The sequence below is a fragment of the Streptomyces sp. NPDC043878 genome (genome assembly GCF_056435735.1).
The window spans coordinates 1-19829 of record NZ_JBWKDW010000007.1 but is presented as its reverse complement, the minus strand read 5'-3'; the positions used below and the strand labels follow the sequence as shown (position 1 = coordinate 19829).

General features: G+C 71.1%; 23 protein-coding genes. 5 read left to right on the top strand and 18 right to left on the bottom strand.

Going from position 1 to position 19829, the window contains the following annotated elements:
- Positions 1-256 precede the first annotated feature (256 nt).
- From AC07AZ_RS11865 to AC07AZ_RS11850, 4 genes are all read right to left on the bottom strand, one after another.
- Positions 257-400 (bottom strand): HAD hydrolase-like protein, encoded by a 144-nt coding sequence (locus tag AC07AZ_RS11865; protein ID WP_478846436.1) that lies wholly within the window; start codon positions 398-400, stop codon positions 257-259.
- The gene (locus tag AC07AZ_RS11860) at positions 397-1416 is read right to left on the bottom strand and encodes an aminoglycoside phosphotransferase family protein (protein WP_478846434.1); all 1020 of its coding nucleotides are present in this window, start codon (positions 1414-1416) and stop codon (positions 397-399) included. Before AC07AZ_RS11860 ends, AC07AZ_RS11865 begins: the two co-directional genes overlap by 4 nt.
- Before the next feature lie 320 nt (positions 1417-1736).
- The gene (locus AC07AZ_RS11855) at positions 1737-2477 is read right to left on the bottom strand and encodes an HAD family hydrolase (protein WP_478846432.1); all 741 of its coding nucleotides are present in this window, start codon (positions 2475-2477) and stop codon (positions 1737-1739) included.
- Positions 2477-3355, bottom strand: coding sequence for a winged helix-turn-helix domain-containing protein (locus AC07AZ_RS11850; RefSeq protein WP_478846430.1), 879 nt, complete (start codon positions 3353-3355; stop codon positions 2477-2479). Before AC07AZ_RS11850 ends, AC07AZ_RS11855 begins: the two co-directional genes overlap by 1 nt.
- A gap of 205 nt (positions 3356-3560) precedes the next feature.
- Between AC07AZ_RS11850 and AC07AZ_RS11845 the strand changes: the two genes are divergently transcribed.
- Entirely contained in the window at positions 3561-3749 is a 189-nt protein-coding gene (locus AC07AZ_RS11845) for a hypothetical protein (protein ID WP_478846428.1), read from the top strand.
- 36 nt (positions 3750-3785) lie between these two features.
- On the opposite strand, the gene AC07AZ_RS11840 is transcribed toward AC07AZ_RS11845, so the two are convergent.
- From AC07AZ_RS11840 to AC07AZ_RS11825, 4 genes are all read right to left on the bottom strand, one after another.
- On the bottom strand, positions 3786-4700 hold the full coding sequence (locus AC07AZ_RS11840) for a winged helix-turn-helix domain-containing protein (RefSeq protein ID WP_478846426.1): 915 nt from the start codon (positions 4698-4700) through the stop codon (positions 3786-3788).
- Positions 4701-5081: 381 nt separating this feature from the next.
- A complete protein-coding gene (locus AC07AZ_RS11835; protein ID WP_478846424.1) occupies positions 5082-6335 on the bottom strand; it encodes a GNAT family N-acetyltransferase in 1254 nt (417 codons plus the stop codon).
- A 243-nt stretch (positions 6336-6578) separates the two neighbouring features.
- Positions 6579-7562 carry an asparaginase gene (locus AC07AZ_RS11830; protein WP_478846422.1) on the bottom strand — a complete coding sequence of 328 codons (984 nt, stop codon included), beginning with the start codon at positions 7560-7562 and terminating at the stop codon, positions 6579-6581.
- A gap of 152 nt (positions 7563-7714) precedes the next feature.
- Positions 7715-8359, bottom strand: a complete 645-nt coding sequence (locus AC07AZ_RS11825; protein ID WP_478846420.1) for an RsiG family protein — start codon at positions 8357-8359, stop codon at positions 7715-7717.
- Positions 8360-8518: 159 nt separating this feature from the next.
- Here AC07AZ_RS11825 and dtd point away from each other — a divergent pair, with 159 nt between their 5' ends.
- Entirely contained in the window at positions 8519-8944 is a 426-nt protein-coding gene (dtd, locus tag AC07AZ_RS11820) for a D-aminoacyl-tRNA deacylase (RefSeq protein ID WP_478846418.1), read from the top strand.
- A gap of 69 nt (positions 8945-9013) precedes the next feature.
- On the opposite strand, the gene ygfZ is transcribed toward dtd, so the two are convergent.
- From ygfZ to AC07AZ_RS11805, 3 genes are read right to left on the bottom strand one after another with little or no spacing between them, the layout of a single operon-like run.
- Positions 9014-9979, bottom strand: a complete 966-nt coding sequence (ygfZ, locus tag AC07AZ_RS11815) for a CAF17-like 4Fe-4S cluster assembly/insertion protein YgfZ (RefSeq protein ID WP_478846416.1) — start codon at positions 9977-9979, stop codon at positions 9014-9016.
- Positions 9980-9989: 10 nt separating this feature from the next.
- A complete protein-coding gene (locus AC07AZ_RS11810; protein WP_478846414.1) occupies positions 9990-10442 on the bottom strand; it encodes a Fur family transcriptional regulator in 453 nt (150 codons plus the stop codon).
- 16 nt (positions 10443-10458) lie between these two features.
- Positions 10459-11034, bottom strand: a complete 576-nt coding sequence (locus tag AC07AZ_RS11805) for a heme-binding beta-barrel domain-containing protein (RefSeq protein ID WP_478846412.1) — start codon at positions 11032-11034, stop codon at positions 10459-10461.
- A 295-nt stretch (positions 11035-11329) separates the two neighbouring features.
- Between AC07AZ_RS11805 and AC07AZ_RS11800 the strand changes: the two genes are divergently transcribed.
- Complete coding sequence (locus tag AC07AZ_RS11800; protein WP_478846410.1) at positions 11330-11692, top strand: DsrE family protein; 363 nt, start codon at positions 11330-11332, stop codon at positions 11690-11692.
- 22 nt (positions 11693-11714) lie between these two features.
- Here AC07AZ_RS11800 and AC07AZ_RS11795 read toward each other — a convergent pair whose 3' ends face one another.
- The 7 genes from AC07AZ_RS11795 to AC07AZ_RS11765 form a co-directional block, all read right to left on the bottom strand.
- Positions 11715-11975, bottom strand: a complete 261-nt coding sequence (locus tag AC07AZ_RS11795; RefSeq protein ID WP_478846408.1) for a DUF3099 domain-containing protein — start codon at positions 11973-11975, stop codon at positions 11715-11717.
- Between the two features lie 97 nt (positions 11976-12072).
- A complete protein-coding gene (locus AC07AZ_RS11790) occupies positions 12073-12360 on the bottom strand; it encodes a DUF1416 domain-containing protein (RefSeq protein WP_004986406.1) in 288 nt (95 codons plus the stop codon).
- Positions 12361-12401: 41 nt separating this feature from the next.
- Positions 12402-13241, bottom strand: coding sequence for a sulfurtransferase (locus tag AC07AZ_RS11785; RefSeq protein WP_478846406.1), 840 nt, complete (start codon positions 13239-13241; stop codon positions 12402-12404).
- Between the two features lie 404 nt (positions 13242-13645).
- Positions 13646-14389 carry an LmeA family phospholipid-binding protein gene (locus AC07AZ_RS11780; protein WP_478846404.1) on the bottom strand — a complete coding sequence of 248 codons (744 nt, stop codon included), beginning with the start codon at positions 14387-14389 and terminating at the stop codon, positions 13646-13648.
- Positions 14390-14606: 217 nt separating this feature from the next.
- Positions 14607-15905, bottom strand: coding sequence for a hypothetical protein (locus AC07AZ_RS11775; protein WP_478846402.1), 1299 nt, complete (start codon positions 15903-15905; stop codon positions 14607-14609).
- A gap of 1 nt (position 15906) precedes the next feature.
- Positions 15907-16161 carry a MoaD/ThiS family protein gene (locus AC07AZ_RS11770; protein ID WP_478846400.1) on the bottom strand — a complete coding sequence of 85 codons (255 nt, stop codon included), beginning with the start codon at positions 16159-16161 and terminating at the stop codon, positions 15907-15909.
- Between the two features lie 50 nt (positions 16162-16211).
- A complete protein-coding gene (locus AC07AZ_RS11765) occupies positions 16212-17096 on the bottom strand; it encodes an alpha/beta hydrolase (RefSeq protein WP_478846398.1) in 885 nt (294 codons plus the stop codon).
- Positions 17097-17362: 266 nt separating this feature from the next.
- Between AC07AZ_RS11765 and AC07AZ_RS11760 the strand changes: the two genes are divergently transcribed.
- Both AC07AZ_RS11760 and AC07AZ_RS11755 read left to right on the top strand, forming a co-directional pair.
- Entirely contained in the window at positions 17363-18166 is an 804-nt protein-coding gene (locus AC07AZ_RS11760) for a response regulator transcription factor (RefSeq protein ID WP_478846396.1), read from the top strand.
- Positions 18167-18357: 191 nt separating this feature from the next.
- Positions 18358-19380 carry a LacI family DNA-binding transcriptional regulator gene (locus tag AC07AZ_RS11755; RefSeq protein WP_478846394.1) on the top strand — a complete coding sequence of 341 codons (1023 nt, stop codon included), beginning with the start codon at positions 18358-18360 and terminating at the stop codon, positions 19378-19380.
- Positions 19381-19829 lie beyond the last annotated feature (449 nt).

Below are 19829 nucleotides of genomic sequence, written 5' to 3'. Positions count from 1 at the left end.
CAGGAACAGCTTCGTGACCGTGGACTCCGCCCGGCCCCATGCGGTGGTCAGTCTGCTGGACCACGACGGCCTTGTGTCCGACACCATTCCCCCCCGCGGGACCCCGATTCGACTCGAGTCCGCTCATGGTGCCCCGCCGGACGGTCCGTCAGGAAGGGGACGCCGGAATCAGCACGGAACCATGGCCGGGAAGCGGGCGAAGCGAGAGAGCACATACGGCGCTCCCGCCTCCCACAACGCCTTCGCCTCATCCTCATCACGGACACACCCCCGCGAAGACCATGCCGGCCGCCTCCCCCGCAGCCGGGTCGGTCGCCGTGTCCCCGGTCATCAGGGCGCCGTCCGCCTCGGCGCCCAGCGCGTGCGACGCCCGGCGCAGGCAGTCCGGCCGGGGCTTCAACCGGTGGCAGAGTGCGCGGACACGCTGTGCCATTTCTTCAGGGCTTCCACGATCTCCTCCAGGCCCGGAACGTCCGTCATCTCCAGCGACTGGCGGGCCCGATTCATGGCGCGGCCCACCCCTCGTCCAGCCGCGTGGAAATGCCCCTCCTCAGCGTCACCGGGAAGGCCGAGCGCAGCGCGCATGACGTCCGGGAACACCGATTGGGCGTACTCGAAGGCCATATAGGAGTCGAGGTCCCTGTCCACGCCGGCGGTCAGCTCCTTCAGACCCGCCTCGTCCATGGCTTCGGTCCACAGCTCAGTCATGAGCTGCCGCTCTGCCACGTCGTACCCCATACGTACGATATGAGTCGCCAGATCATGCAGGGGATCCCCACAAATGGCCAACTCCCAGTCGATCACGGAGATCCGCTGACGGTGCACCAGGACGTTCGCGCGATGGACATCGGTGTGCAGAAGCCTGAACGGTCGGGGCGTCAGACCTTGGTGACTGCTCTTGAACCTGGCCATCGCGTCCTCGGGGATCCCCAGGGCCTGGAAGAGATCGCCGAAGCTGTCCCGGTTGGGCTGGTGCACGCGTTTCTCGGTGAAGTCGGCAAGCCAGTGCAGGAATCCGTCACTGTCGCCATCGGCCGGCCAGTCCGCAGGGCGAGCCGGGAGCTCACCGACCGGCACCTGGGCGGTCCTGACGAAGAACGCTGCGAACTCCCTCATCAGCCACTCACCGATGGCGCCGTCGGGATTACCGTCACTCAGCGCTTCGCCCCGGCGGTACCTGTGCAGAGAACGGTCCCCCAGCTCACCCAGCACGGCGACACAGCGGGGCACTTCACTCAGGTACCGGCACACGACCCTGAGTACGTCGGCCTCGCACGGCCAGATGCGCGGTACGACCTCGATCCCCTGCAGGGGCACCCGGTACTTGAACCGGGCGAAGGGCGTGACGCCGGTCAACACAGCGAGCAAGAGCCCTGCCCGCAGGACATGGTTGGTGTTGTGATGGCCGGTGAGCACACGCCCCCCGCCCCGGAGTCTGCGGGACTCCAGGAGGCGGTGCACGAGCGCCCATCGCGCCCGGTGTGACTGAGGGGGCATGATGGCCGAGAATAGCCGTCCTCCACCCGCGTCATGTCAACACGCGCATAACTTTCCGTCAGCTGTTTCGCGTTACCCGCGGGCGTTCACGCATGTCCGCGTAGTGGACGCCGTTACACCCATCCTGTCCGGCGTGCGGGACCGCGTCTACGACACAACCCGTTCGGGCCCCCGCCAGGAGCGGACACCGGTGGCGGCACACCGAACGGTCCGCCGCCGGTGATCCCTTGCCTTCATGTTCACTCCCGCAGAATCATCAGCAAAGGCTCCAGTGAGCCGACGACGCTCGTAGCCCCCGCATCCCTCAGCAGCTTGCTCTTGTGCTCGTTGCGCGCGTAACCGAGAAAGGGAACTCCGGCCCCGGCTGCGGCCTGGCAGTCCGTGGGGGTGTCGCCGATGAACAGGGCACCGGACGGCGCGGCCCCCATCGCATGGAGAGCGCGGTTGAGGTAGTGGGGGTGTGGCTTCAGGTACCGCAGGTCCTGCGTACGCCCGTAGACGTGCGGCTGGAAGCAGTCGAGCAGCCTGCGTTCGGCCAGGTATGCACGGACGACCCTGGGCGAGTTGTTCGTGGCTATGGCCAGCCGCGCCCCCACCGCCCGCCAGGTGTGAATCAGCGGATCCGCGAAGGCGGTCGGCATCGCGGAGGGGACAGCGCGCAGCTCCTCATCGGTAAGACGTTCCTCCAGCTCCGTGACCAGGTCGCTGTCGGGGTGCCGTCGATCGACGGCTCGAAGTACCGCGTGGGGGTCCCGCGTGTCCCGTTCGCTCTCGTCCAGCAGTCCGCTCAACCCTCGCGCTTCGAGCCAGGCCACCAGCCCGTCCGCCACTCGATGCGCCGAGTGCCCGGCGAACAGCCGGCAGATCGGCCCGTCGAAGTCCCACAGCACCACGCGGGCGCCGAGGAGGAGGTCCCTCAGGGACTCCTGGTCCACCGTCCGTGCCGCCACCGGTTCAGTCTGCTTCGTATCAGAGGTCACTAAGAGAGTGTCAGGTCAGTCGTGATGGTTTCCCAGAGGGCGTCGAACCACTTCCGGGATTCCTCCACGAACGCCGCGTCCCGCTGGCCTGTGCGCTCTTCGAAGGAGAAGAGGAGAGACCGGGAGCCGAGGGCGTCGTACATCTCCAGGGTCTGGCTCTCGTACTCCTCCCGTCGCTTCTCGAGCATGTAGTACCCCAACAACACCTCCTGCCCGTTGAGCACGTACAGCTTCACCGGCGGTGTGAAGGGCAGCGCCCGGAAGGTGACCTGTACATCGACGCCGTGGGTGGAACGGAGAGCTTGCAGGTTGTGGCGTAGTACCTGGGCCTGGGCGTTCCGCATCCTCAGCCAGCGTTGATGGACGGGATCGTCATCTCCTCGGCTCTCGACCAGGACCGGGAAGGCAAGGGTGATGTCGCGAGACGGCAACAGGATGCGGAGGTGGATCGACTCGGGTGGGCTGCCGCCCTGATGGATCCGGCGGACGGGTTCACTCAGCGCCATCATGAGGGTCTCGGACGTGTGGCAGACGACGTCCACGCGTACGCGGGGTGCGGAGAACGCCTCAGTCAGCCGCGGCGCCAGTGCGACCATCGTCGGCTGCGGTTCGGCCCGGCCCGGGGCCGGCTCGGCGATGCGCGGCGGGCTGCCCTTGCTCACGTTGCTGAGCAGGCCGTCCTCCTGGAGTGCCCGGAGTGCCTGGCGGACCGTGCCCCGCTCCACGCCGAACTCCTCGGCGAGTTCGGCCTGGGTGGGCAGACGGTCTCCGGCCTTCAGGTCCCCGGCACGGATGCGTTCCCGCAGGCTGTCGGCGATTTCCTGCGGCGAGAGCTTTCTGCTGCCGTTCACTGCCACGTTCTCCTGGGTCACGACCAAACGCTACAACTTAGATCCATCTGTGTGGAGTTGTTTGAAAGTTGTTTATGAGTAGGTACCAAGTGGGGACAACTACAGCAGAGTTGGTTACCAACTTAGCCGAGTTGGCGGAAGGTTTACCTCCTCATCGCCCCACCGCCCGCACACCCCCACACCCGCCCCCCCACGACCGCCCGCACCGGAAGCCCGAAGGAGGAACCCCCTCATGCCTGTCCTCGCCCTTCTCTCCGCCGTCCTCGTCGTCGGCATCGAGCAGACCGTCCAGGTGAAGTACGGAGTCACCGGCGCCGTCGGCCTGCTGCTGCTCACCGTCGGCATCAAGGCCAACAGCCCGGCCGTCAGCTCCGCCGGGGCCGTGGTGCTCGCCCTCCTCCTCGCGGGGCCCGCCCTGTGAGGCAGAAGTCACCTGGTCAGCCTTCGTGGGAGGCGGTCAGTTCGTGAGCACGAGCTCCGAACTGATCGTCTCCCACAGTGCGTTGAACCACAGGTGCGACTGTTCCACGAACGTCGTGTCGCGCAGCCCGGCGCCCTGCTCGAACGCGAACAGCATCGACTGGGTGCCCTCGGCGTCGTACAGCTCCAGGTGCTCGTGGTCGATCTCCTCCGCGCGCCGCGAGAGCGTGTAGTACGCGAAGAGCGCCTCGGAGCCGTTGAGCAGGTACAGCTTCACCGGCGGGGTGAAGGGCAGGGCGCGGAAGGTCACGCGCACGTCGATGCCGTGCGTGGCCCGCAGCGCCAGCAGGTTGTGCCGGAGCACCTGCCCCTGGGCGTTGCGCTGGGCCAGCCAGCGCCGTTGCAGCCGGCCGTCGGCCGAGGCGTCCACCGGGGTCGGGAAGGCGAGCTCGATGTCCCGGCTCGGCAGCAGGAGTCGCACGTCGATCTTGGCCGGATTCAGCTCTCCGGCGTGGATGCGGCGCAACGGTTCGCCGATCGCGAGCGTGAGGGACACCGAGGTCAGACACAGGGCGTCGATCTCGACGTGCGGGGACGCGAAGGCGGTCGCTATGCGGGGCGCGAGGGCCACGGTGGTGGGCAGCGGCGGAGCTGCCGGGCCGGTCCGGAGTCTGTCCAGGCCCAGATCGGGCGCGACCGTGGCCGGGCTGCCCTTGGACACGTTGGTCAGCAGGCGCTCCGCCTGCAGAATGCGCAGCGCCTCGCGTACGGCGCCGCGCTCCACGCCGAACTCGTCGGCCAGCCTGGCCTGCGTGGGCATGCGCTCGCCCGGCCGCAGCGCACCGGACCTGATCCGGGCGCGCAGCTCGTCGGCCACCTCGTGGGGTGTTCTCTGTGGCCGCTGCGACCTCGACCCTCCCTTGACGGAGGCGTGTTTCGGGTCCACGCCCAAACAGTACAACTTCTCGCCATCTTCAGGCAGTTCAGCGGAAGGTGGTTATGAGACGCGTCCAAGCGGAGATAAGTACAGTTGAGTTGGTCGCCAACTTGAGCAACATGGTCACATGTTCCCAAGGTTGGCCGATCGTTCTCCCTTCCGGAGGGGAGCCGGGAGTCCGACCGGTCCGCGACACCGCCCAGCCACAACTGAACACCGAGGACCAGCCACAACTCCATACAGCGCGCACGCGGAGCGTGCGCGGGAACAGCCACAACCGAACAGCCACAACCGAACAACACCATCGGCAGTACCAGAACGGCAGCACAGCAGCACAGCTACGGATGGATCAACCGATCGGATCAGCACCACCCCGTCGCCGACACCGAGGAGCGTTCAGAACATGTCCGGGCACCACGGTCGCCCGGACGTCCGCAGCAGGGCGTCGGCCTCACGGGCGGCGCCCGCTCGTTCTTCCCGGACCCGGCCCAGCGCCGCCAGCCGCAGCGTCGACTCGTCACCCAGCCACAGGGACGCCAGGTCGGCCACGTCGAGGGCCAGTTCCGCGTCCCGCGTGGTGGGCGTGCAGCTCGCGCCCCGCGCCGACGCCTCCAGCAGGAAGCGGCCGCCGGCCAGCCCGGCCCGGTCGGCGACCTCCAGCACCAGGGAGCCCGCGCGGTCGTAGGTCCGCGCCTCCAGGGCCCGTACGACGTCGAGAATCCGCACCCACAGCCAGTCCGACAGCGTGGTGATCCTGGCCGCCCTCGGGTCCGGCAGGTACAGCGGGAGGAGGTCGTCGGGGCCGCGCCAGCCGCTCTTGACCTGCGTGATCCAGTCGATCGAGCACAGGTGGTGCCACAGCGCGCGTTCACCGGCCGGCGTCGAGGCGATCAGCCAGTTCACCTCAGCCGTGTTGTGCGGCCGCTTGTCGTGCCAGTTGTCGTCCGACTCGTACGAGACCAGCCCCTCGACCTCGCCGGACGCCGAGCGGTACACGGCGTAGAAGGGCTCGGTCCACGAGGAGCCGTAGCGCAGGGCGCCGGTGTTGACCCGCCACCACACCTCGTCGCGGCTGACCGCGCCCGGCTGCGTCCGGCGCAGCCGCTCGTGCAGGTCGGGGCCGAGCTTGCGGACGTCCTCCGCCTCGACGAGATCGATACGGCCGCCGTCCTCCGGGACCGGACGGTGGCGGTCCAGGCCGGTACGCGGCACGTCGACGGTCCACTCGCTCATCGAGGTGGCGGGGCCGAAGCCGTAGCGGCCGTAGATCGGGTACTCCGCGGCGATCAGGGTCGCCACGACGTCCCCACGCTCCTTCGCGGCCGCCAGGTCCTGCGCCATCATGCGGGTGAGCAGGCCGCGGCGGCGGTGTGTGGCGGTGACCGTGACACCCGTGACGGCGTCGGCCGGGACCGGGGCGCCGCCCACCGCCGTGAGTTCCTGCGCGAAGGACTTGAAGGTCGCCACACAGCGGTCGCCGTCGAAGGCGCCCAGGTAGCGGCCCGGGGTGAACTGGGCCCGGCGGGCCGCCAGCTCGGTGCCGGACGGGGTCGGCGGGCGGAGGAACCCGGTGTTCACCGCGCGGAGCCAGTCGGGGAACTCGTTCTCGGTGATCGGACGTACGTCGATGTCGGGGCGGCGGCTGCTCATGAGGTCACGGTAGGTGGACGGGGGATGGGTGTCGCGGGGATTTCGCCGCCCCCCCGCGCGGGGGCGGGGACCTCGCCGGGCCGCTCCGGAAGCGGCCCGCGACCGCCCAACCCCGCGCCCCCGGCGGGAACGCTCACCGAGTGCGCCACCCGCATACGGCGCCCTGATCCACCCCGAACCCGCCGATCCCGCCGCCCCTTGCCGGGTGACCCCGCCGCACGACCCTCGCCGAGTGACCGCCGCTCAGAACACCGCCCTGATCTCCCCCACCTCCCGCTCCCCGCCCGTCAGCGGTGCCCGGCCGATGCGGGCCAGCACCGGGCTGTCCACGCCCATGAGGGTCAGGGTGCGGGCGAGGACCGGGCCCAGCGCCCGGCCGGCGCCGTCCTCGATCTTGAAGGCGAGTGCCCGGCCGTCCGGCAGGGCGACCGCCTGGACCGCCTCCGCGCCCATCTTGGACAGCGCGCCGGGGAGCTCGCGCATCAGCCAGGTGTCGGGGCGGCGGGTGCCGGCGACGTACTCGGGGTGGGCGCGCATGGCGTCGGCGACCCGGCGTTCGGCGGTGCCGGGGACGGCGAGGACGAAGGCGCGGAAGGCGCGGGCCAGGCCGGTCAGGCCGATCGCCATCAGGGGCGCGCCGCACCCGTCCGTGCCGACGGCCGCGACCGGTTCGCCCGCCGCTTCCTCCACCACGTCGTGAACGATCCGCTGGAGCGGGTGCGCCGGGTCGAGGTAGGAGTCGAGCGGCCAGCCGCGCAGCGCGCAGGCGGCCAGCATCGCGGTGTGCTTGCCCGAGCAGTTCATCGTCACCCGGTCGCGGACGGCGCCCGACGCCAGGTAGGTCTCGCGTTCCACCTCGTCCAGGGGGAGGTCGGGCGGGCACCGCAACCGGTCGGCGGTCAGGCCGTGTTCGGCCAGCATCTTCTGGACGAGGTCGCGGTGGAAGAGCTCGCCGGAGTGGCTCGCGGCGGCCAGCGCCAGCCGTTCGCCGGTCAGCTCCAGGCCGGCCCGCAGCACGCCCGCCGCCTGCATCGGCTTGTTGGAGGAGCGGGGGAAGACCGGCGAGGTCACGTCACCGAGCGCCAGCTCGACGGCTCCGTCCGCGTCCAGCACGACGAGGCTGCCGCGATGCCGCCCCTCGACGAACCCGGAGCGCACGACCTCGGCGAGGACGGGCGCGAAGTCGGGGACGAGGGCGGACGGGGTCGAGGGGGCGGGGACGGACATCGGCGGTGACCTTCCGGTGCTCGGCGCCCGACCCGGAAGGGGCCGGTTCCCGCCGCCACCGGGAAGGGGCCGGCCTGCGGGACCCGCCCCGTGGACCGGGCCGGTACGCGGGACCCGCCCCGGAAGGGGCCCGGGATCGCCGGGCCGTCGCCTCACACGAGCAGGTCGTCGACTTGTGCTTCCCCTTCACGGTACCTGCGGGTGATCTCCGCCCCGCAGTCGTCGGCCGTACGCTGCAACCGCTGCCGGCGCCGGGACGCCTGCTGCTCGTACCGCACGAGCCGGCCCATCGCCGTGTGCAGCTCCAGGTCGGTGCGGGCGGCCAGGTCGGAGAGCTCGACCTCGGCGAGCGTCTCGGCGGCGAGCAGCCGGTACTCCTCGCTGTACGGGGTGCCCAGCGTCACATGGCGGGCGGAGGAGCGGTGCCGGGCCGGGGCGTCGGTCAGGATCTGCGGGAGCCGCTCCATCAGGGAGCCCTCCTCGGTGTCCGGGACGGAGGCGGGTCCGCGCCGGGTGAGTTCGGCCCGCAGGATGTCGATACGGCCCTGGAGCAGCCGTCGTACGTAGCTGAGGTCGGCCTCGTCCCGCTGGGCCTCCCGGCGCAGGGTGCGCAGTTCGGGCAGGCTGAGCGGGGTCAGGTCGTGCTCGTCGGAATCAGCCGTCGGCAGCGCGCTGTCGGTGCGCTGGACGGGCGGCCGGAGCGTCTGGAGGTCGCCGACGACCTCTCCCGCGCGAACCTCTCCCGCGCGGGTCAACGAGACAGCCCCAGGCGGCCGCCCGGTACTCGGTGTGCTCATGTGCCTCAACCGTCCCCTCGACCGGAGTGTGGAAGCATCGTGCCACCCCAGGTGGCCGCTATGTGACCGAGTGCCCCCGATCGGCCCCAGATGGACGGGTACGAGTGGTAAAGAAGCCCCCGTACGAGCCGTGGGGGGCAGCACGGCATGATGGTCGCCATGCGTGCGGTGGTGCAGAGGGTGGATGGCGCGAGCGTCGTCGTGGACGGCGAGACGGTCGGGTCGATCGAGGGCGAGGGGCTGTGCGTCCTGGTCGGGGTGACCCACGAGGACACCAAGGAAAAGGCGGCCCAACTGGCCCGCAAACTCTGGTCCGTCCGGATGCTGGCAGAGGAGAGGTCGTGCTCCGACATCGACGCCCCGCTGCTGGTCGTCAGCCAGTTCACGCTGTACGGCGACGCCCGCAAGGGCCGCCGCCCCACCTGGAACGCGGCGGCGCCGGGCGAGGTCGCCGAGCCGCTGGTCGACGAGGTCGTCGCGCAGCTCCGCGCACTGGGCGCGACGGTGGCGACGGGCCGGTTCGGCGCGCGGATGAGGGTCTCGCTGACGAACGACGGCCCGTTCACCGTCCTGATCGAGATGTGACCGCCGGGGGCGCGCATGGACGCCGGGGGCCGGACGGCTTCCGCGTTTCCTGGGCGCGGCCGCCTGCCCCTACGGCTCCACGACGACTTCCTGGGCGGCGGCCGTGCTGTCCGCGACGAGCGGCGCGTCCACCGGGACGTTCCGCTTGACCAGCGCGAGGGCGACCGGACCGAGCTCGTGGTGCCGGGCGGACGTCGTGATGAAGCCGACCTTGCGGCCGTCGGGGCCCTCGTCCGCGCGCCGCAGTTCCGTGCCCGCCGCCGGCAGGTGGACCTCGCTGCCGTCCAGGTGGAGGAAGACGAGCCGGCGCGGGGGCTTGCCCAGGTTCTGGACGCGGGCGACCGTCTCCTGCCCCCGGTAGCAGCCCTTCTGGAGATGGACCGCCGTGGCGATCCAGCCCAGCTCGTGCGGGATGGTGCGGTGGTCGGTCTCGAAGCCGAGGCGGGGGCGGTGCTGCTCGACGCGGAACGCCTCGTACGCCAGGATCCCGGCCGGCGGACCGGCCTGCGCGGCGAACGCCTCCAGGCCGGAGCGCGGCAGGAAGAGGTCACGGCCGTAGGGCGTCTCGCGGACGACGGCGTCCTCGGGCACCTCCGCGATCGAACCGGCCGGCAGGTGCACGACGGCGAACTCGGCGGTGCGGTCGGCGACTTCGACGCGGTAGAAGAACTTCATCGACTCCAGGTACGCGATCAGCGCGTCCTGGGTGCCGGGCTCGACGTGCGCCCAGACGGTGTCGCCGTCGTCGACGAGGTACAGCGCGTGCTCGATGTGGCCGTTCGCGGAGAGGATCAGCGCCTCGGTGGCCTCGCCGGTGGGCAGTTCGCTCACGTGCTGGGTGAGCAGCAGGTGCAGCCAGCTCAGCCGGTCGTCACCGGTGACGGCGACGACTCCGCGGTGCGAGAGGTCGACGAAGCCGGCGCCTTCGGCGAGGGCGCGCTGCTCGCGGAACAGGTCGCCGTAGTGGGCGGCGACGTCTTCGTCCACGCCCTCGGCGGGAACGGCGCCGGGCAGGGACAGCAGAGGGCTCTTCATACGACCAAGCCTACGACCCGGTACTTGAACTCTTGGAAGTTGAACTTTTGAGCTGGCATTCCCGGCAGCGGCCGAAGATCGCGAAGTGCTTCATGTCCGTCTCGAAGCCGAAGGTCTCCCGCAGGGTGGCCGTGAAGCCGGCGGCCACCGCGATGTCGGCCTCGATCACGTTCGTGCAGTCCCGGCAGACCAGGTGGATGTGGTGGTGCCGGTCGGCCAGGTGGTACGTCGGCGCGCCGTGGCCCAGATGCGCGTGGCTGACCAGCCCGAGCTCCTCCAGGAGCTCCAGGGTCCGGTACACCGTGGAGATGTTGACCCCCGACGCCGTCTTCCGTACTTCCACGAGGATGTCGTCGGGGGTCGCGTGCTCGAGGGTGTCCACGGCTTCCAGCACGAGCTGCCGCTGCGGCGTCAGCCGGTAGCCGCGCTGCCTGAGGTCACTCTTCCAGTCGGTGCTCACCACACCAGAGAGTCTAGGACTACTTGAAGAAAGCGATCCCGTCGTCCGGCATGTCGTCCGGGAGGGCCTTCGCCCAGCGTTCGACGTCGTCGGGGGTGACGACCTTCTTCAGGTGGGCGGACATGTAGGGGCGCAGCTCGACGTCGGGGGTCTGCTTCTCGCCGACCCACATGAGGTCGCTCTTGACGTAGCCGTACAGGCGCTTGCCGCCGGTGTACGGGCCCGAGGCGGCGGTACGCGCGACGGCGTCCGTGACCAGGTCGATCTGCGGCTTCTGGTGTGCCAGCTCGCCGTACCAGATCTCGACGACGCCGTCGTCGCGGGTCATCGTGACCTCGACCTTGCGGTCGGCGTCGATGCGCCAGAAGCCGGACTCGGACTCCAGCGGCCGGACCTTGTTCCCGTCGTTGTCCAGCACCCATGCGTGGGAGCGGTACTCCAGGAAGTCCCGGCCGTCGTGCGCGAATTCGACCTCCTGCCCGAAGTTGCACTTCTCGGAGCCGGGGAAGTCGTGCACGCCGGCGCCGGCCCAGGTTCCGAGCAGGAAGGCGAGCGGGACCAGGTCCCGGTGGAGGTCGGACGGGATCTCGATCATGATCGGCAGTTCCTAGACGGAGGTCAGCGCTGGCCCTGGTACAGCTTCTTCACGGTCAGTCCGGCGAAGGCGAGGACGCCGACGCAGACCAGAACCAGCAGGACTTCGTAGAAAGCCTCAAGCACGGGTGCTCCTTGGTGAGCGGGGTGGGCGGTACAAGAGCCGGACCCCACTCTAGTCGGGTGGGACCCGGCGCTCTCTGCGAGGTGCGGATGCGGCGCCGCGACCCCCGCGGTGGGCTCGGGCCGCTCATGGTGAAGACCGGAGTCGTGAGGGCGGTGACTACGATTCGGTCATGGCGAAGAAGCTCGTGATCAAGGTGACCGCGGGGGCCGACGCCCCCGAGCGCTGTTCTCAGGCGTTCACGGTGGCGGCGGTGGCCGTGGCCAGTGGGGTGGACGTCTCGCTGTGGCTGACCGGCGAGTCCGCGTGGTTCGCGCTGCCGGGGAGGGCCGCGGAGTTCGAGCTGCCGCACGCCGCGCCGCTGCCCGACCTGCTCGACTCGGTGCTGGCGGCCGGCCGGATCACGTTGTGCACCCAGTGCGCGGCCCGCCGCGACATCACGGAGCAGGACGTCATCGAGGGCGTCCGGATCGCGGGCGCGCAGGTCTTCGTGCAGGAGGCGACGGAGGACGGGACGCAGGCGCTGGTGTACTGAGCGGGCGGCGGGTGGGGCGGTGTCACCGCCGCCGTTTCCTCCCGTCCAGTTCGTCCCACCAGTCGTCGGACCCGGGGTCGCCGGAGGGGGCGTCCCACCAGCGGTCCTCGGGGCCGCGCCGGTTGGCGACCATCGCGGCGACCGGGGGGATCACCATGGCGACCAGGCACATCCCGACGGCCGCCGGGACCGACCAGATGCGCACGATCCCCCAGGCCGACACGAACAGCGCGATGCAGATGCCCATCATCACGAAGTAGGCGTGCCGTCGTCGGGCGTACATGACTCCAGGGTAGGACCGGCACGGGTTCGGGGGCGTGCGAAGGCCGCACCCCGGTGTACGGAGACCGGGGTGCGGCCCTTCGGTCGCCTGGTGTGGATCAGACCGCGATCGCGACCTCCGCGAGGCCGCCCTGCTGGGCGACGACGGTGCGGTCGGCGGTGCCGCCGGGGACGAGGGCGCGCACGGTCCAGGTGCCCTCGGCCGCGTAGAAGCGGAACTGGCCCGTCGCGGAGGTCGGGACCTCCGCGGTGAACTCGCCGGTCGAGTCCAGCAGCCGGACGTAACCGGTCACCGGCTCGCCGTCGCGGGTCACCTGACCCTGGATGGTGGTCTCACCGGGCTTGATCGTCGAGGCGTCCGGGCCGCCGGCCTTCGCTCCGCACATGTCGTACTCCTGTAGAGGTCTTGAAAGGTCGGTCGGGTGACTTACTTGTTGGCGCCGAGCTCGATCGGCACGCCGACGAGGGAGCCGTACTCGGTCCAGGAGCCGTCGTAGTTCTTGACGTTCGGCACGCCGAGCAGCTCGTGGAGCACGAACCAGGTCAGCGCGGAGCGCTCACCGATGCGGCAGTAGGCGATGGTGTCCTTCGCCAGGTCGACCCGCTCGTCGGCGTAGAGCTCCTTGAGCTCGTCGTCCGACTTGAAGGTGCCGTCGTCGTTGGCGTTCTTCGACCACGGGATGTTGCGCGCGGACGGGACGTGGCCCGGACGCTGCGACTGCTCCTGCGGCAGGTGGGCGGGGGCGAGCAGCTTGCCGGAGAACTCGTCGGGCGAACGGACGTCGACCAGGTTCTGCTCGCCGATCGCGGCGATGACGTCGTCGCGGAAGGCGCGGATGGCCTTGTTCTGCGGCTTCGCCGTGTAGTCGGTCGTGGCACGCTCGGGTACGTCCTCGACCAGTTCGCGGGCGTCGAGCTCCCACTTCTTGCGGCCGCCGTCGAGGAGCTTGACGTTGTCGTGGCCGTAGAGCTTGAAGTACCAGTAGGCGTAGGACGCGAACCAGTTGTTGTTGCCGCCGTAGAGGATCACCAGCGTGTCGTTGGCGATGCCCTTGGCGGACAGGAGCTTCTCGAAGCCTGCCTGGTCGACGAAGTCACGGCGGACCGGGTCCTGGAGGTCCTGCGTCCAGTCGATCCGGATCGCGTTCCTGATGTGGTTCTTCTCGTAGGCGGACGTGTCCTCGTCCACCTCGACGATGGCGATGCTCGGGTCGTCCAGGTGGTCCTGGACCCAGTCGGCATCCACCAGGACGTCGCTGCGGCTCATGCTCTTTCTCCTCCGGGGCAGTTACGGCGGGGCGTGCGGTGAGAGAGGTGCGCGCGCTCGCGGCGCGAGGGCAGCGCACGGCGCCCGTCAGAGGGCGCGGGGAACGCGGAAGGCGAACGCCTCCGCTCAGAAGGCGCGACAGAGCATGGCGGCGACGCGGCACAGGTCTACTGCCCGCCGCTTCGTGAGATCCGCCTGTCGCTTCATGCGTCGATCGTAGGGACGGACAGCGGGACATGTCACCGCCGTGTCGTATTTTGAGATGCGATCGTCCGGGATGTGAGACGACTGTGGGGATCGGGCTGGGTGCGCGGGGTCTGCGGGCGGGTGTCGGGGGTGGCACATCTGCGGTGCGGACGACGTCGTCTCACAGGTCGGACACGTCGGTCACGCCGACCGTCGTCCTACCCGGCCAGCCGGACGTTCGAACCCTTCACCGAGATCTTCACACCCTCCGGCGCGGCCCGCACCTGGTCGAGGCGGATTCCGCCGGGCAGCCCGTCGATGGTCTGCCGGAAGTCGGTGACCGAGCGGATCCGGGTCTCGGCGAGGTCGATGCCGAGGTCCGGCAGCGAGTCGGCGTGCACCTTCACGGTGTCGCCGTCGACGACCGTGACCGAGCTGAGGACGGAGACCGTGCGGGGCAGCTTCGCGCCGAGGACGGTCGCGTCGAGCTCGACCTTGATCTTGCCGTTCCCGCCGTCCGACAGGCCCACGATCTGCGCGGTGACGCCGGGCGCCACCTGACCGGGCTCGGCCTTGGCCGCCGCCTTGAGCAGCGTGGCGTAGCCGAGGGTCGCGGTGCCGGTGGCGGTGGCCGCGGTGGCGGAGCCGTAGTCGCCGGAGAACGTCACGCCCCTCATCTCGGCCTTGAGGCCGTCGATGCGGATGGTGTCGTCCCCGCCGTTGCCGGTGGACGCCTCGTAGTCCCTGATGCCGACCTCGACGTCGTCCAGCCTGCCGTCGGCGGCCTGGGTGAGGAAGGGGAACCCCTTGATGGAGACGTCCGGGGTGGTGGCCAGGTTCTCCGTGGTCCGGAGTCTGTCGGCCGCCTTGTCCTCCGCGAAGTTGACCGCCACCCGGTCGGCGATCACGAAGAGGCCGCCCAGGATCACGACGACGATCAGAAGTATTCGCAGTGCGCGCATGCGCTGTTTCCCCCACCGGGTCGGCCCGTGACGACCGGGTGGCCGCCCAGCGCGAGACTAGTCCCGCCGTGGACGGAGAACGGGAGATTGTCGATCACCTGTGACAGGGGGTCCGCGGGCCGGGACACCGCCCGGACGCCTTCCGGCAGACCTCCCGGGCGGCCCCGGCCGCGCGGGGCGCCCCGGTGGATCCGGTCCGGCCGCCCCGTCGTGCCGCCTATCCCAGCGCCCGCCCCAGCACCCACACCGCGGGCGCCGCGGCCGCGAGGGGCAGGGCCACGCCGGCCGTGAAGTGCACGAACCGCGAGGGGTAGTCGTAGCTCGCCACCCGGTGCCCGATGAGCGCGCACACCGCCGCTCCCGCGCCGAGCACCGCGCCCTTCGCGCCGAGCCCGGTCATCCCGCCGGCCGCGATGCCGGCTCCCGCGGCGGCGAGCACCGCGACGACGACGGACGCCGGCGTGGGCAGCGGCAGGGCGCGGGCCAGGACGGCGACCGCCACCGCGGCCGCGCCGACCGTGACCGCGTCCGGCCCGGCCGCGAGGTACCCGGTGGCCACGACGGACAGCGCCGCCGAGACGACCGTCGCCATCAGGCCGTACATCCGCTCGTCGGGCTCGGCGTGCGAGCGGAGCTGGAGGACGAGGGTCAGCAGGACCCAGACGCCGAGGGTGCCGAGGATCGCGGCGGGCCCGTTCTCGCGCCCCGCCGCCAGCAGCGCCACGTCGGCGGTGAGCGCGCCGGCGAAGGCCAGCGCGATGCCCTGCCGGGCGGGCCACATGCCGTTCAGCCGGAACCAGCCCGCGGCGGTCAGGGCCTGGAGGAGGACGAGCGGGACGAGCAGGGCGTACGAGCCGACGGCGGCCGTGCCGGACAGCAGGAGCCCGAGCAGCGCGGTGAGCGCGGCGGGCTGCATGCCGGGTTCGATGACCGGCGACCGGCCCTCCAGCCGGGCCCGCTGGGCGTCGGTGACCCGGGCGTTGCCGGCGACGGTGGCGGGACCGTAGCCGGCGGCCCCGGGAGCCGCCGGTGCCTCGGGCGGGAAGGACTGCGCGACCGGTTGCGCGAACGGCGCGGCGGGAGCGGTCGGAGCGGGTGGAGCGGACCGGTGGCCCTGGTCGGCCGCCGGGACGGGTCCGGGGTCGTAGGACTGCGGCGGGAGGTAGGAGGTCTCGGCCGCGGAGACCGGCGCGTGCATCTGGGTCTCCCAGGTCTGCCCCTGCCACTGCTGTGTGTACTGCTGGGCGGCCTGCGGGTCCTCCTGCGGCTGCTGCTGCCCCGGCCACGCCTGCTGCCCCGCCTGCTGGTGTCCCCACGGCTGCGGCTGCTGTGGGTACGGCTGCGGCTGCCGGTAGGGGTCGTGGCCCTCGTACCCGTCCTGCCCGCCGTACCCCTCCTGCCCGCCGTACCCTTCCTGTCCCTCGTACCCCTGGTACGGCCGGTGCCCCTGCTGCCGGCGTCCCTGCTGCTCGTGCCCCTGGTACGGAGCACCGCCCTCGTACGGCTGGTCGGTCATCTCACCCTCCTGCGAACGGCGGGAGCACCTCGACCGTGCCGCCGTCGGTCAGCCGTACCGTCTCATGTCCGCGGGTGCCCACGGGGTCGCCGTCGACGAGGAACGAGCAGCGCCGCAGGACCCGCACGAGTTCACCGGGGTGCCGCTCGCGGGCGGCGTCGAGCGCCTCGGCGAGCGTGGCCGCGTCGTGCGGCTCCTCGGCGGTCCCGGCCGCGGCCTTCGCGGCGGCCCAGTAGCGCACCGTGACCTTTGGCATGTCGTTCCTCTGTGATTCGGCGGTCGACATCGGCAGTCGACAGGATCAGGCTAGCCCGCCTGTGCGGTGGCCCAGTCCCCGATCCGGGCCAGCAGTTCGTCCGCGGCCGCGTGTTCGGCGTGCCCCATGCCGGGTTCCAGCCAGAGTTCGCCGTGGTCACCGGCGGCCTCCGCCAGCATGCGGGGGTGGTCCACCGGGAAGTAGCCGTCGCTGTCGCCGTGCACGATCAGCAACGGCGTGGGGGCGATCCCCGGGACCGCCTCCACCGGGGACAGCGGGACCGGGTCCCATTCCCGGTGGTGGATCCGTGTGCGGAGCCCGTAGCGGGTCACCACGCGGCCCGCGGGGCGGGTCACCAGCCAGTGCAGCCGGCGCATGGGGGCCGTGCCCCGGTAGTACCAGCGGGCGGGTGCGCTCACGGAGACCACCGCGTCCGCGTGCGCGTCCCGCACGTCGCCGTACGCGTCGCCGGTTCCCGTGCCGTCCGGCCGGTACATCGCCGCGTGCCGCAGCACCACGGAGCCGCCCATCGAGAAGCCGACGGTGACCACGCGGGCGTGGCCGAGCTCACGTGCCCAGGCCACCGCGGCCGCGAGGTCCAGCACCTCCCGGTCGCCGACGGTCGACCGCCCGCCGGACGCCCCGTGCCCCCGGAAGGAGAACGTGACGACGGCGCCGTACCGCGCGAACGCCTCCGCCACCCGGCGAACGTGCGGCCGGTCCACGTCGCCGGTGAATCCGTGCGCGACGACGAACACCAGGTCACGGGCAGGTGGCGCGGAGGCGTCGTATACGTCCCCGACCGGGTCGTATACGGAATCGATCGTCACCCCGTCGACCGTGTGCAGAAACGTCCGGAAACGGGTATGTCTGCTTGTCTCGGCATGCGGACGATCCGTGGAACGTGCCGCATGACCTGCCGAACCAGTGCTCATGTGGGCTATTCTGCTCGGCAGAGGACTCGGGCAGCGTAGCCCCCGGGTCCTTTTGTGCTTTCGGAAAGCGTTGTATACGAAGCGGGAAACCGCAGGTGTACAGGGCCCGCGGAGAGCACGGCGGGCCCCCGGGGCGCGGGAGCCGCACCAGTACGACGGCTGCGAAGCAGTGCCGCAAACGTCCTCGCAGGGACCGAGGAGGAACCAGACGTTATGGGCGAGCGAACCGTGTACGTACGTATGACGAGCCAGGCAGGTGGGGCGCGATGAGTTCTCTGCTGCTCCTGACGAACGCCCTCCAGCCCTCGACGGAGGTGCTCCCCGCTCTCGGACTCCTGCTGCACAACGTGCGCGTGGCGCCTGCCGAGGGACCCGCACTCGTCGACACCCCTGGTGCCGACGTCATCCTGATCGACGGCCGCCGTGACCTCCCACAGGTCCGCAGCCTGTGTCAGCTGCTGCGTTCCACCGGACCCGGCTGCCCACTCATCCTCGTCGTCACCGAGGGCGGCCTCGCCGCCGTCACCGCCGACTGGGGCATCGACGACGTCCTTCTCGACACCGCGGGACCGGCCGAGGTCGAGGCGCGGCTGCGTCTGGCCATGGGCCGGCAGCAGATCGTCAACGACGACTCCCCGATGGAGATCCGCAACGGTGACCTGTCGGTGGACGAGGCGACGTACTCGGCCAAGCTCAAGGGCCGGGTCCTCGACCTCACCTTCAAGGAGTTCGAGCTCCTGAAGTACCTCGCGCAGCACCCCGGCCGTGTCTTCACGCGGGCCCAGCTGCTCCAGGAGGTCTGGGGCTACGACTACTTCGGCGGCACCCGGACCGTCGACGTCCACGTACGGCGGCTGCGCGCCAAGCTCGGCGTGGAACACGAGTCGCTGATCGGTACCGTCCGCAACGTCGGGTACCGCTTCGTCACGCCCGAGAAGGGCGACCGCGGCGGCGACGACGCCAAGGCCAAGGCGGCGGCCGGACAGACCTCCGCCTCCACCGGGACGAAGCCGGAGAACGCGGACGAGACGGCCGCCCTGGACGCCGCCGAGGTGGCCGCCGAGGCCTAGGTCCTCTCGGCTGGATCCGGCCTGATCCGGCCGGATCCGGACGGAGGACCCCAGGGCCTCCGGTTCGGGTCGGGCCGGGCTCGCACGGCTTTCGCACCGGAAGCCGCGGGGAGGGTCCCACGGGGCCGCCCCGAGCGGTCCGTCCGCTTTACGCCCTGCCCAGAGCGGGTCCATCCGCGTAGACTCCGCGGGTGGCCAAGGTGACTCGGGATGACGTAGCGCGGCTGGCAGGGACATCCACTGCCGTTGTCAGCTATGTCATCAACAACGGACCCCGGCCGGTCGCACCGGCCACGCGCGAGCGTGTACTCGCCGCGATCAAGGAACTGGCCTACCGGCCGGACCGGGTGGCGCAGGCGATGGCCTCGCGGCGCACCGACCTCATAGGCCTGATCGTGCCGGACGCGCGCCAGCCCTTCTTCGGTGAGATGGCGCACGCGGTGGAGCAGGCGGCGTCCGAGCGCGGAAAGATGGTCCTCGTCGGCAACTCCGACTACGTCGCTGAGCGCGAGGTCCACTACCTGCGCGCCTTCCTCGGCATGCGGGTGTCCGGGCTCATCCTCGTCAGCCACGCGCTGAACGACCTGGCGGCCGCGGAGATCGACGCCTGGGACGCCAGGCTGGTCCTCCTGCACGAGCGGCCCGAGGCCATCGACGACGTCGCCGTCGTCACCGACGACCTGGGCGGCGCCCAGCTCGCCGTCCGCCACCTCCTGGAACACGGCTACGAGTACGTCGCCTGTATGGGCGGCACCGCGGAGACCCCGGCGGTCGGCGACCCGGTGTCCGACCACGTCGAGGGCTGGCGGCGCGCGATGAAGGAGGCCGGGCTCGCCACCGAGGGCCGGCTCATCGAGGCCCCCTACAACCGCTACGACGCCTACCAGGTCGCCCTGGAGTTCCTCGCCCGGCCCGACCGGCCGCCGGCGGTCTTCTGCTCCACCGACGACCAGGCGATCGGCGTGCTGCGCGCGGCCCGCGAACTGCGGATCGAGGTGCCGGCGGAGCTGGCGGTCGCCGGCTTCGACGACATCAAGGAAGCCGCCCTGGCGGACCCGCCGCTGACCACGATCGCGTCGGACCGCTCGGCGATGGCGCGGGCGGCGGTCGACCTCGTCCTCGACGACGGGGTGCGGGTCCCGGGCTCCCGCCGCGAACGGCTGAAGGTGTTCCCCTCGCGTCTGGTGCCGCGCAGCTCCTGCGGCTGTGTGTGAGACTCCGCACCCGTTCCTGAGGGTTGTCTGAGAGGGCCCGCCAAGCTGCGAGAACCACCTTTACATCGGGCATACGAGGTTCTGCCGGGCTTCTCAGGCAGCACTCAGCAAGCTCTCATGGTCGGCGGACAAGCTCTGTTGCATGACCGAGAGCTTCCGCCGCAGCGGCGAGTACGAGAACCCCCAGGGTCACGGCGACCAGACCGCGTACCCCCGGCAGCAGCATGTCTCTTCCCCCGTCGACCCCGAGTGGCCGCCGCCGCCCGCCCACGAGCCGGCGCAGCCGGTCACCGCGGAGTCCGGCGGCACGGTGTGGCCCGCGCAGGCCGCGCACGCCGCGGCCCCGGCCGGGTTCGGGGGGGGGGGGGGGGGGGGGGGGGGGGGGGGGGGGGGGGGGGGGGGGGGGGGGGGGGGGGGGGGGGGGGGGGGGGGGGGGGGGGGGGGGGGGG

Coding starts and splice junctions, on each gene's coding strand:
- AC07AZ_RS11845 (WP_478846428.1), top strand. CDS start 3,561: ATGCCTGTCCTCGCCCTTCTCTCCGCCGTCCTCGTCGTCGGCATCGAG.
- AC07AZ_RS11835 (WP_478846424.1), bottom strand. CDS start 6,335: ATGAGCAGCCGCCGCCCCGACATCGACGTACGTCCGATCACCGAGAAC.
- AC07AZ_RS11830 (WP_478846422.1), bottom strand. CDS start 7,562: ATGTCCGTCCCCGCCCCCTCGACCCCGTCCGCCCTCGTCCCCGACTTC.
- AC07AZ_RS11825 (WP_478846420.1), bottom strand. CDS start 8,359: ATGAGCACACCGAGTACCGGGCGGCCGCCTGGGGCTGTCTCGTTGACC.
- dtd (WP_478846418.1), top strand. CDS start 8,519: ATGCGTGCGGTGGTGCAGAGGGTGGATGGCGCGAGCGTCGTCGTGGAC.
- ygfZ (WP_478846416.1), bottom strand. CDS start 9,979: ATGAAGAGCCCTCTGCTGTCCCTGCCCGGCGCCGTTCCCGCCGAGGGC.
- AC07AZ_RS11805 (WP_478846412.1), bottom strand. CDS start 11,034: ATGATCGAGATCCCGTCCGACCTCCACCGGGACCTGGTCCCGCTCGCC.
- AC07AZ_RS11800 (WP_478846410.1), top strand. CDS start 11,330: ATGGCGAAGAAGCTCGTGATCAAGGTGACCGCGGGGGCCGACGCCCCC.
- AC07AZ_RS11795 (WP_478846408.1), bottom strand. CDS start 11,975: ATGTACGCCCGACGACGGCACGCCTACTTCGTGATGATGGGCATCTGC.
- AC07AZ_RS11790 (WP_004986406.1), bottom strand. CDS start 12,360: ATGTGCGGAGCGAAGGCCGGCGGCCCGGACGCCTCGACGATCAAGCCC.
- AC07AZ_RS11785 (WP_478846406.1), bottom strand. CDS start 13,241: ATGAGCCGCAGCGACGTCCTGGTGGATGCCGACTGGGTCCAGGACCAC.
- AC07AZ_RS11780 (WP_478846404.1), bottom strand. CDS start 14,389: ATGCGCGCACTGCGAATACTTCTGATCGTCGTCGTGATCCTGGGCGGC.
- AC07AZ_RS11775 (WP_478846402.1), bottom strand. CDS start 15,905: ATGACCGACCAGCCGTACGAGGGCGGTGCTCCGTACCAGGGGCACGAG.
- AC07AZ_RS11770 (WP_478846400.1), bottom strand. CDS start 16,161: ATGCCAAAGGTCACGGTGCGCTACTGGGCCGCCGCGAAGGCCGCGGCC.
- AC07AZ_RS11765 (WP_478846398.1), bottom strand. CDS start 17,096: ATGAGCACTGGTTCGGCAGGTCATGCGGCACGTTCCACGGATCGTCCG.
- AC07AZ_RS11760 (WP_478846396.1), top strand. CDS start 17,363: ATGAGTTCTCTGCTGCTCCTGACGAACGCCCTCCAGCCCTCGACGGAG.